This is a genomic window from [Phormidium] sp. LEGE 05292, assembly GCF_015207735.1.
Taxonomy (GTDB): domain Bacteria; phylum Cyanobacteriota; class Cyanobacteriia; order Cyanobacteriales; family Aerosakkonemataceae; genus Floridanema.
Window position 1 is genome coordinate 1 of the sequence record NZ_JADEWG010000182.1, and the last position, 11,190, is coordinate 11,190.

An 11,190-nucleotide genomic window follows, 5' to 3' on the forward strand; every position below is an offset into this window, starting at 1 on the left:
TTCTTCTTCCCTATCCCCTAACCCCTACCCCCTACACCCTGTTCTTGTGACTCATTGAATTCTCCTAATTATTGCATAGTTTCTGAATGTTGAAGTTAAGCGAATTTCGCGCATCTTGACCAGTTTTGAGCATGATTTCCAACTCCAAAAGCCCGGATAAAGCATCTTTTAATTGCTCAATTGTGCAGTTTTGAGTTTCCTGTTTCAGGTAATAAATGCGGTTGGGATTCCCTATTTCTGCTGACGATGCAATCAACTGGTTAGATGCACCTTGTTGTGTCATCAACTTCACCCACAACCAAGTACGAAATTGAGTTACCAGTGTAGCAACAATTCTCAAAGCAGGTTCGTTACTATTGAGCAAATCATTCAAGCAACTAAGTGCGGCTGGTAGATTTTTTTGCAGAATAAAGCTAGCTAATTTGAGACTGCTGCTAGTATTAGCAGAAACCAAGGTTTGCACATCTTCTATTTCAATTGTTCTCGCACCTACATAAAGGCTTAACTTTTGCAGTTCTGAGTGCAATAATCGAGTATCGTTTCCTATTGCTACTACTAATGCTTCAATTGCTTGAGAACTGAGATTAATACCCAGTGATGATGCTATTTTCTGCACGTTTTGTGCTAGTTGTTCGGTTGCCCAGATGGGAATGATAGGATACTCTTTAAACTGAGCATACTTCTGCAATAATTTGGTTGATTTAAGCCTGCTATCTGGCTTGGTTTTGCTAGTCAGCAATACAGTATTACTTGCAGGTAAATTCTTCAGACAGTTTGACCAAGATTGCAGTTGACTTTCGCTACATTCTCCTCGATTATCTTGTAACCAAACTAAACGACCTCCCTCACCCCAAGGACGAGTCATAGCAATGGTAATTCCTGTCATTAATGCTTCAGGACTAGGAGGGATTTTTGTGTAATTAAAGTTTAACCAGTTGGGATGACAAATGCTAGACCGCAGTTGGTTAATCTCTAAGGAAATAGCAAATTCATCTTCTCCATGTAAAACGATTACTGGCATAGAAAATACCCTCTTGGTGGACGTGCTTCGGTAATCCGATAAATTTGGTGCAGGGGATGGGGTTCGATTTTATCGATAATTGCCAAATAACATTTAACATCACTTGCTTTTGATGCTGTTACGTACAATTCTTCTGGCATCGGAATACTGATTCCTCCTACCAATTCAAACCATTTTCTAAACTTTTGGTAATATCCATGTTTGGCTTCAAATGCAGCATTGCTCATCAAAAATACCAGCCGACCACCTGGCGCTAAACAGCGATAATAAGCATGGGTAATGTGCAATTCCTGTGCTGGAAATGGCGGATTGGCAATAATCCTTGAATAAAGCTTGCTGGGATAATAGGTTAAAAAGTCATCCCAAATTACCAAATATCCTTTGAGCGTAAGGATTAGCTGATTGAGGTAAAATTGTTCTACGCAATGCAAGTTTGAAGTAAATTTTTGGATGTACTCGTAGAGGATACCAGTACCAGCACTCGGTTCCAATACGCTTGCATTTGGTTCAATATTTGCCTTGTTTACCATTATTTCAGCTACCCATTTGGATATGGGATAGAAATAGTTAGAATGAGGAGCAATCAGTAATGCTTCTTCTTCTAGATATTGCTGCATTTCATAAGCGTTTACTTTTAAGTATTTACCACTTAACTTTAAGCGTGAGCGTACTTTCTGTTAAAAATATTAAAATTAATATCCATCACTAGATAAAAGTGATGGATATATCTAAATGCCATCGTTAACTTTTAGAACAAAGAGAGTTGCTTATAGTTTGTAGAATTGGCAACGTTAAGAACAGTTCTAATTTCATCTCGTTTCTTTGCAATCAAATTCAGGTAATAGTTCACCGCATATTCTCCGGTTACTGTTACTCCATTCATCCCCTGGTAAAATGTGACAATATCCCCTGGTTTACCTAAAGCTAACAAAACTTTTTCATTAGCTCTAATCTTGCGGGTAATTTGGATTTCTTCTAATGGCAGTTGTTCAGATAAAATCACTTTTTCCAGTTGTTGATAATATGCTTCTGCTGCTGTTTCTGATTCGATAAAATGAGTGAGATAGTTAACTGGGAATTCCTTTTCTAACCGAGAGCGATCGCGTTTTTTCCAAATCCCTTTTTTGGTTATGCTACCATCATGATGCCACAATATATAGTTTTTAGCACCCTTGCTAGGAACAAACATAGCTAAAGCTGTTGTTTCTAGTTCAATATTAATCCCAGAAGGCATCGCATCAGATACCGTTTGCCAAACTAATTCTGGTGTGGGATGGCTAAAGAATACCCCATCAGTATCCGATTCAATTTGAATGGCATCAACTGATTTAAGTACCGATATAATATGCTGAAGAATCCGCCTACCATAAGCTGTTACTAATGCCGCTGCTGCCATATCATTAAAGCCAACTCCACCAGTACCATAAAAGCCAAATAAGGAATTAATTAACACTTTTAGCGCACTTTCAGCTTGTTTAGCTACCATGTCATCAAGTTTGCCTTTAGCTTTAAGTGTCAGCCTTTCTTTAGTTAAGTAATCGAGAATATCTAAAGCGACTCTTTTGTTATCTTTCTGGGAACAAATGCCATATTTGAGCATAATTGAAGGGTAGAGACTCGACACATCAATTTTGGCAATATTACGGTATAATCCCGGTACTGATATTACCAATCCCCCAGCAAATTTCACCTTCGAGTCAGCTTTTGGTTTAACATCAGGATAAAACGATTGTAATACCTGTTGCCATTTAGTCGCATTACCAGCCAGTGCTAGTTGTTGCAAATTCATTCCCGGTACAATCAATGATTCATACCAATAGCTTGGAACTAACTGTTCGGCAATTAATTTAGTATCCTCTAAATCAAATTGCAAATATTGTTGAATAGTTAACCATCCTTGACTTCCCTCACCCTGCTGCCAACAGTCTTGAATTTGATTGTAAGATAAAGTCAATCTCCGTTCTTTCCGCAATCCCATTTCCAGCACCACATTTTTTAGAGAATAAGAAGGAGTCAAGGATTTGGTAATAAAATCCCAGCGCAACACGCAGATATAAACATCTACATGATTGCTATTCTTATAGTAGATTTCATTAACTTTAATCGGCGTACCAAAGGTTTGAGCACTGGGAATCTGGCGAGAGGAAGTTGAAAGCTGGAAATGATGTTTGATATTTAACAAATTCAGCCTGGTGATGATGAATGGTAAATCAAAAGCCATGCCATTGTAAGTTAATAACACTTCAGGATTGACTGCTTCTAAATAAGCTAAAAACTCTTGCAATAAATGCGCTTCATCTGCGTGCATAAAGATTTGCACGTCTAACGATTCCCTAAGACAGCCAATCGCAATAATTCGTTCTTTCGTGGCATCTAAACCTGTAGTTTCGATATCTAAAATCACCTGACGTAATTGATTATAAGGTTTGAGTTGAACAGTTGGGAACCACTCATGTTTTGCTGTATTATCAGTATAAAAGATATCGAGTTCCTCTTCTTGCACAATCATCTCTTTACCGATTAACTGACAAAATTGACGATGTTCGTACATTACTTTACCTCCAATGCTAAATGAAATTAGGCTGAAGCTAATTACTTCAGCCTGAATTGTGGTTATAGAGAAGCGCAAATTAACTGATTAATTGCAGACGAGTATTAGTACCAACTACTTGCGATAAAGCCGATTCCAAACGTGCAATTGGGACTTTATTCTTTAATGCTTCCGAACTAATTTTGATAGTAGCAGTTCCAGCTTCTAATGCTACTAGTTTCCCATGTTGTTGCAGTAATGCCTTAATACTAAGTGGCAATTGTTTTAGGGTTTGCGTCCAGATATCTGTTCCTGAAGATTGCTGATTTACCGTAGGATTTTGATTACCTACTGACAACAATCCAATCAACGCGATTTCTAACCATAAATGAGGACAGTTAGAACTTTTCAGTTGTGCTTCTGTGGTACGCAGATATTCTTGACCTGCTAAAATATGAGCAACTTGCCAATTAGAAGCATTTGTACATAACTGCTGCCAAGTTGCTGCGGTACAAGCTGCTAAATCGCCTCGATTAGGTGCAGTTTTAGCAATTAATAAATCGCGGTAAAATCCAACTAAATCTTGTAGAATAGTTAGAGGTTCTCGTCCGCGTTCTATTAATTGGCGACTCACATCAATTAGCTGTTCTGGATTATTGGTAATTACTGCTTCCAGCATTGCCAATAAATCATCTTCTGGTACTGCACCAACTAACTCCCAAACTTGCTCTTTGCTAATTTCACCTGATAGTAAGCTTAGTTGTTCGAGCAAACTTTCAGCATCTCGCATTCCTCCTTGAGCGATTTGAGCAATTAATGTTAATGCTTCATCCGTAATATTGATATCTTCTGCTGTAGCAATATAGCGCAAATGATTGACCATTACTGTCAATTCTATGCGCCGAAAATCGAATCGCTGACAGCGAGAAATAATCGTGGCTAAAACTCGTTGCGGGTCAGTAGTGGCTAACACAAATACTACCGCTTTGGGAGGTTCTTCTAGTGTTTTGAGTAAAGCATTCATTGCCGCACTAGAAAGTCCATGAACTTCATCAATCACGTATACTTTATAGCGACATTGTGCGGGAGTAAATTGAGTAGCAGAGATAATTTCTCGGACATTTTCTACTCCGGTATGACTAGCAGCATCAATTTCAATTACATCTAAGCATGACCCAGATGCTATGCTTTGACAAATCTCACATTTACCGCATGGTGTTGCTGTTGGTTGTTCGCTTGCTTGGCAGTTGAGAGATTTAGCTAATATTCTAGCACTAGAAGTTTTTCCTGTTCCCCTAGAACCAGTAAATAGATACGCAGGTGCTATTTGTTGATTATTGATGGCATTAGTTAAGGTAGTAGCAATTGCATTTTGACCTACTAATTCGGCAAAGGTTTGGGGACGATATTTCTGATGAAATGGGATGTACATTGTTGTGATGCTGTGAAATTAATACTCGGATGGCAATAGTATGATTTGGTCGGCTAAGTACAACTTGATAATAGTCAAGGGAAAGTCTGTATAAGGAATGTTTTGGGTAACTACTGGTTCGTTGTTACTATCTGATTGGCAAGTGAGAATAGCAGATTTATCTGGTGCTACTGTTAATTGCCAAATCTGAAATTCGGCTAAATCTTGTTGAGAAAGTAGCTGTGATGTTTGATAGGAAGCAATGGCATCTAGTAACCAAAATGCTTGTCCTTGAGTTGCTAAATACTTGACTCCATCGGTATAATAGATATTACCCAAAGAATGCTGATAAATGTTGTCAGTTCCGGTAAAAGCATCTAATTGAGCTTGGGTTAAAACCATTGGTTTTACTCCTTATTAATTCTCACCTTTAATGGCGTTAGCCGGAGCAAAACTGGAATTGATGGCATGACCAGAACAGGGTATGGGGTGTAGGGTATGGGGTGTAGGGGAAATACATAATATCCATACCCTACAAGGCACAAGCCCCTGCATAAATGGTCTAATTGAAAAAAAGAAGTGAATCGAGATACTACGTTAGAGAAATACAGCATCGTTACTGGAAACCCCTGCTTTTAAGTCACTGTTCCCTACACCCCACACCCTATCCCCTACACCCTTTTGACAAATTGGACAAAATCTTCGGCTATTTTTCTGCCGTTTTAGCCTTCTTTCTAAAGAACGGTCTCCAATCCAAACTTCTGCTAATCTAAAAGTTATCCCCCGTTCTTTTGCTACTTGACATAGCCTTGCACCCCTACCAAGCCGATGTTCCCTAATTCTTTCATCCAAATCTTTGGCATATCCTAAATAATGTTGGGTTGGTCTAGTAGGATTGATGCGTCGATTGAAATGTAGTAAATAAACCATGAGAAAGTATCAACAAAATCATCAATTCTTCTCAGTGCGTGAGCAACAAAGAAACATAGCTTTCCTAATATTTAGAAACAGTACAATTTCAAAGAGATTACAAGTGGTTTTAGGGAGTAAGTATGGCAACTTATTTAGTTACTGGTGCTAATCGAGGAATTGGCTATGAATACTGTCGTCAATTGCAACTACGGGGTGATGTTGTGATTGCTGTTTGTCGTAGTACTTCTGAGGAATTGAAACAGCTAGGCGTACAGGTTGAAGAAAGGATTGATATTACCTCTGATGCTTCGGTTGCAGATTTAGTCACTCGCCTTGGTGACACACAGATTGATGTGTTGATTAACAATGCGGGAATAATCAATCGAGTCACATTAGAAGAGTTGGATTTTGATAGCATTCGGCAACAGTTTGAGGTGAATGCTTTAGGAACCTTGAGAATTACTCATGCACTACTGCCGAATCTCCATGCAGGTTCTAAGATTGTGATTATGACAAGTCGGATGGGTTCGATTGGGGATAATACTTCTGGTAGTTCTTATGGTTATCGGATGTCGAAAGTAGCGTTGTCAATGGCAGGTAAGTCGCTGTCTCATGACTTGAAAACCCGTGGAATTGCGGTGGCGATACTGCATCCCGGTTTAGTGCAAACGCGCATGACTAATTTTACTACCAGTGGCATTACGCCCCAAGAGTCGGTGAAGGGGTTGTTGCAGCGAATTGATGAGTTAACGCTGGAGAATACAGGTACTTTTTGGCACGCTAATGGTGAGGTGCTGCCGTGGTAGGTGTGTTTTTTGATAAAAAGTAAAGCTGATACTTTTGTGAAATGCTTGGTTTATCAGGAATCCCAGCCTCCTTGCACTCCTGTTTTCCACTACAAGTGTTGGAGAGTCAGTTAGGTGCAAGCTTACCTAACTTAAGGTTGTTTCAAAACCTGGTGGTGCGAAAGTATGATTAACTCAAGGAAACGTTGACAATAGGATTTTGGCAAACATTGCCCTCTCAACTACCTCGACAACCCCAAACCTACTCTAGTGGAGTCCTCCATGCCCCCTGAAACCAGCCCAGTCCAACCCGCAGTCCTACTCACCATTATTGCTGAAACAGTACTAAAAGATGCTATTGTCAATTTGTTTAAAAGCAATAACGTCAGCGGCTACACAATTAATCAAGTGCAGGGCGAGGGTAGCCACGGAAAACGTTTAGGAGACATAGCAGGCTACAACACAAATATTGAAATCAAAACCATTGTGTCACTAGAAGTATCTGATTCTATCTTTTGGTCTATAAAAGACTATCAGGGTAAGCACGCTTTAATAGCCTTCCGACAGAATGTAGAAGCCTTGGTTAATTAACCTGGTTTATGGAGGGTGTGGGGGAAGGTTTAGTCTGTTGGCAGATTGATTTTCGTCAATTAACCAGTACAAAACCATTATCAATCGTTCCTCCAGGATAGCTGAAGCCCAAAATTTTTCCCTACACCCTACACCCCACACCCCAACCCCGTCAGGCAGTGTGCAGCTTTTTGGGAGCGCGACTTGGTGAGGTAGGCTTTTTGTTGCGAGTGGGTTTAGATGGTGCCTGAGATTTTGCCCGGTTGCTGCGACGTTGATTCCCTCGCTTAGGCGTTGGTTGGTCTACCTTAGCTTTGACAATTGATGCTGGCTCATACCCTGGAATTACAGATGAGACAAGGGTTTGATTGAGCAACCGTTCGATATCCTTCAGCAGTGGATATTCATCTTCGCAGACTAGGGAAACCGCTCGTCCAGCATTTCCAGCCCGACCTGTGCGACCAATGCGATGCACGTAGTCTTCTGGCACGTTAGGTAATTCAAAGTTCACCACATGAGGAAGCTGGTCGATATCTAGACCCCGTGATGCAACATCGGTAGCGACTAATACCCGCACTTTCCCTTGCTTAAAGTCTTGCAGAGCACGAGTGCGGGCTGCCTGACTTTTGTTGCCATGAATTGCGGTGCTTTTTAACCCATCTTGAGCCAGCTGCTCGGCGAGACGGTTGGCTCCATGTTTTGTGCGGGTAAAAACTAGCACCTGTTGCCAATTGTGGAACCCAATCATATAAGAAAGCAGTTCTCGCTTGCGCTGGCTATCGACAGGATGAACCACTTGTTCCACCTGCTCAGCCGCAGTATTGCGGGGAGCCACTTCGATTTGGGTTGGTGATTTCAGCAGAGTATTGGCAAGTTGCTGAATTGGAAGAGAGAAAGTGGCAGAAAACATCAGCGTTTGCCGAGATGAAGGCAATTGCGCTAAAATTTTGCGGATATCGTGGATGAAACCCATGTCTAACATTCGATCGCATTCATCCAGCACTAGTATCTCTACCTGGGATAAATCTACTGTCTTTTGCCCAACGTGGTCGAGCAACCGTCCAGGTGTGGCGACTAGAATATCAATCCCCCGACGCAGCATTTGAATTTGCGGGCCAATGCTGACACCGCCATAGACTACAGCAGAGCGCAAAGACAGGTATTTACCATAAGTTTTGACGCTATCGTTAACTTGATCTGCCAGTTCGCGAGTCGGAGTGAGGATGAGGGCGCGAGGCGTGCGATGTCCCTTGCTGGGATTGGTGGTACCCAAAAGTTGCAGTAGCGGTAGGGTAAAGCCAGCCGTCTTTCCCGTTCCAGTTTGGGCACTGGCGAAAACATCTTGTCCTTGCAGGATGGCAGGAATTGCTTGCTGCTGAATTGGGGTTGGTTCTGTGTAGCCAGAGTCGGCAACAGCACGAAGCAGGACGGTCGATAGACCGAGGTTACGAAATGTCATGGATGTAGTTACTCCTAGTTGTGCCCCTATCCCAAATCAAATACCTGGGGCCAGTCTAAGAGCAGGAAATTTATGTTTCAGTTGGATGGCTTGAATCAGCTTTTCTCCAATGCGCCAGTAACAGACCGGAATGTAGTGGCAGATATTGATTCTAACAGGAATTTTGATTCTTTGAAAAATACTACTTCGACTTCCGTTTTGATTTCGGTGGTGTTCGGTGTGCACCGAAGTATTTTTCACTGCGGTAACGCAACCAAACTCGCAACTGCTGCGGAATTTGGTCTTTTTGTTCTTTGGTGAGGGTATTGTAAAGGGCTAATGCTTTCTCTCTTTCTCCCCGACAAGCAGCATTATTATGAGCATCCCAATAACTGCGGGCTACCCGAATCCGCCGACAGACTTCTTTAACAAGTGCTTCTCCCGTGAGTGGTTCTTCTGACTTTGCCATACTCAATTTTTCTTACTGGTGAAGAAAGGATAACAGACTGACTATTATGTACGATTATCAAGTGGTTGATGGAAGTTCAAACAACTGGGGCTGTTCTTTGGCAATAGATACAGGTTGTTTAATCTGCCAGGTTTTTTCCTGAGACAGTTCCAGCAAAGATTGATGGTAAGAAACCAGTGTAGAGCGATGCCCCACACTTAAAAAAGTAGTTTCTTTTTCCCGCAAATGTTGATATAACCGTTCCTCATTACCAATATCTAAGGCGCTGGTCGCTTCGTCTAGAATAGCGTACTTGGGCTGGTTCAGCAGTAACCGCGCAAAGGTTAACCGTTGTTGTTCGCCCAACGAGAGGACATCCGCCCAATCTTGTTCGGCATCAAAGCCACCAAACTGTTCGTCTAAACCTGCTAAATTCACTTGTTCGAGAACTTGCTTTAGGTGTTCGTCCTTAACTTCGAGATGGGTGTTGGGATAAAGCAGTTGCTCGCGCAGAGTACCCAGCACCATGTAAGGACGCTGTGGTAGAAATAGGATTTGGTCAGATGTAGGACGAATAATCTTACCTGCGCCAGAATTCCATAAGCCAGCGATCGCTCTTAGCAACGAACTCTTGCCGCAACCACTCGGTCCCATCACCAAAAGTCCTTGTCCAGCAGGGATCTCGATCGATAAATCTTCCACCAACGTTCGCTGATAATTCGGGGTTTGCAAGCTCAAGTTTTCGATCGCTAATCGCATTTCCTCAACTGTCTCAATTTTCGGCTTTTGCTCGTCGGATGCTCGATCTGCTTCTGTTTGTTCCAAAAACTGAGCAAAGGTATAGAGACGATTAATTCCAGCGCCAAAAGTGGTTAATTGTTGGAAGCGGGCAACGACAACATTGAGCGAGAAAAAGACGCGGATAAAAGCTCCCTGTGCTTCCGAAACTTTACCCACTTCCATTTCTCCAGCAAAAATCGCAGGTGCGACAACTAAAGCAGGCAGAATAAAAGGGATGAACTCATAAGCGTTTGTCACCATATTTAAGTTCAATTCCCAAACCAAAAGCCGTTTTACATTCTCAAATACCTCTAAAAATCGATGTTTAACCTGATTTGACTCTTGCTCTTCTCCTCGATAAAAAGCGATCGCTTCTGCATTCTCCCGAATCCGTACTAAGCTAAAACGGAGATTCGCTTCCTTCTTCAGCTGCTCAAAGTTGAGTCTGACAAGCGGCTTACCAAACACAAACGTTGTTACCACAGTTCCAATCAGAGCATACAACACCAGAAAAAACACTAGAGGTTTAGAAATTCCCCAGAGTACGCTGCTAAAGGCAATCACCGACAGCACTGACTCCACCAATACCAACAAAAAGGTGAGTGATTCCTGGGTAAAACTGCGAACATCCTCGGCAATCCGCTGATCCGGGTTATCAATCTCGGTTTCTGTGATATGCAGGTTGTAATAAGCACGGTTGCGAAAGTAATTATCGACGAATCGATGGGTAAGCCATTTGCGCCATTGTAAACTGAGGCGATCGCGCAGATATGTATAACCCGCGAGTAATGGTGCATAGATTACCAGCACCGCAATGAAAACGATTACGGTTTGCCAAAAGCGGCTTTCATCCTGGGCTGAAAGGGCTGAAATCAGCACGCCTCGCTTGTTGTTGAGTACAACACTCAACCCCGTATACGCCAGCAGGAACAGCACGACCCCGAAAAGTAAACCTCTGGCAAGCCATTTCTCATCCCCTGACCAGTAGGATTTGGCGATCGTCCAAAATTGCTGTACTACATTGAAGCTCAGTCGATCCATCAGCTTGTTTCCCTTACAAATCGGTCTTCTAGAAGATAATCAATTCAGGTGAACCAGAGTAAAATTTGCTCAAATACTTATTAATGTGACTCATCTCTGGGCAATGTTAAATTATGATACAAATTTCGGTTCTTCCGTACTTACTGTGCTAAATTATTAGGGAAGTGCCAGAACAATAAAGCTCTTAATTCAAAATTGCGGAAATTCCTAAAGCCAAATCCACAACGTTTGAGTAATTTCAATTTATTATTAAT

At 41.7% G+C, this 11,190-nt stretch carries 12 protein-coding genes; 2 read left to right on the forward strand and 10 right to left on the reverse strand.

From position 1 onward, the window contains the following. Nucleotides 1-64 precede the first annotated feature (64 nt). From holA to IQ264_RS28480, 6 genes are all read right to left on the reverse strand, one after another. A complete protein-coding gene (gene holA, locus IQ264_RS28455) occupies nt 65-1,021 on the reverse strand; it encodes a DNA polymerase III subunit delta (protein ID WP_193985357.1) in 957 nt (318 codons plus the stop codon). Continuing rightward, nucleotides 1,012-1,638 carry a hypothetical protein gene (locus IQ264_RS28460; protein ID WP_193985359.1) on the reverse strand — a complete coding sequence of 209 codons (627 nt, stop codon included), beginning with the start codon at nt 1,636-1,638 and terminating at the stop codon, nt 1,012-1,014. The genes holA and IQ264_RS28460 overlap by 10 nt, the downstream gene beginning before the upstream one ends. Nucleotides 1,639-1,769: 131 nt before the next feature. Next, the gene (locus IQ264_RS28465; protein WP_193985361.1) at nt 1,770-3,572 is read right to left on the reverse strand and encodes a 3'-5' exonuclease; all 1,803 of its coding nucleotides are present in this window, start codon (nt 3,570-3,572) and stop codon (nt 1,770-1,772) included. 79 nt (nt 3,573-3,651) lie between these two features. Next, on the reverse strand, nt 3,652-4,983 hold the full coding sequence (locus IQ264_RS28470; RefSeq protein WP_193985363.1) for a DNA polymerase III subunit gamma/tau: 1,332 nt from the start codon (nt 4,981-4,983) through the stop codon (nt 3,652-3,654). Nucleotides 4,984-5,001: 18 nt separating this feature from the next. Then, the gene (locus tag IQ264_RS28475; RefSeq protein ID WP_193985365.1) at nt 5,002-5,364 is read right to left on the reverse strand and encodes a DUF6876 family protein; all 363 of its coding nucleotides are present in this window, start codon (nt 5,362-5,364) and stop codon (nt 5,002-5,004) included. A 195-nt stretch (nt 5,365-5,559) separates the two neighbouring features. Continuing rightward, entirely contained in the window at nt 5,560-5,892 is a 333-nt protein-coding gene (locus IQ264_RS28480; protein WP_228061894.1) for a hypothetical protein, read from the reverse strand. Nucleotides 5,893-6,014: 122 nt separating this feature from the next. Here IQ264_RS28480 and IQ264_RS28485 point away from each other — a divergent pair, with 122 nt between their 5' ends. After that, nucleotides 6,015-6,680 (forward strand): SDR family oxidoreductase, encoded by a 666-nt coding sequence (locus tag IQ264_RS28485; RefSeq protein WP_193985367.1) that lies wholly within the window; start codon nt 6,015-6,017, stop codon nt 6,678-6,680. Between the two features lie 261 nt (nt 6,681-6,941). Further along, on the forward strand, nt 6,942-7,250 hold the full coding sequence (locus tag IQ264_RS28490; protein WP_193985370.1) for a P-II family nitrogen regulator: 309 nt from the start codon (nt 6,942-6,944) through the stop codon (nt 7,248-7,250). 151 nt (nt 7,251-7,401) lie between these two features. On the opposite strand, the gene IQ264_RS28495 is transcribed toward IQ264_RS28490, so the two are convergent. From IQ264_RS28495 to IQ264_RS28510, 4 genes are all read right to left on the reverse strand, one after another. After that, complete coding sequence (locus IQ264_RS28495; RefSeq protein ID WP_193985372.1) at nt 7,402-8,688, reverse strand: DEAD/DEAH box helicase; 1,287 nt, start codon at nt 8,686-8,688, stop codon at nt 7,402-7,404. 181 nt (nt 8,689-8,869) lie between these two features. Continuing rightward, nucleotides 8,870-9,136: a Precorrin-3B methylase gene (locus IQ264_RS28500; RefSeq protein ID WP_193985373.1), complete on the reverse strand. Its 267-nt coding sequence runs from the start codon at nt 9,134-9,136 to the stop codon at nt 8,870-8,872. A gap of 57 nt (nt 9,137-9,193) precedes the next feature. Continuing rightward, nucleotides 9,194-10,936, reverse strand: a complete 1,743-nt coding sequence (locus IQ264_RS28505; RefSeq protein WP_193985374.1) for an ABC transporter ATP-binding protein/permease — start codon at nt 10,934-10,936, stop codon at nt 9,194-9,196. 140 nt (nt 10,937-11,076) lie between these two features. Then, nucleotides 11,077-11,190 carry a transposase gene (locus IQ264_RS28510; protein WP_413470325.1) on the reverse strand — a complete coding sequence of 38 codons (114 nt, stop codon included), beginning with the start codon at nt 11,188-11,190 and terminating at the stop codon, nt 11,077-11,079.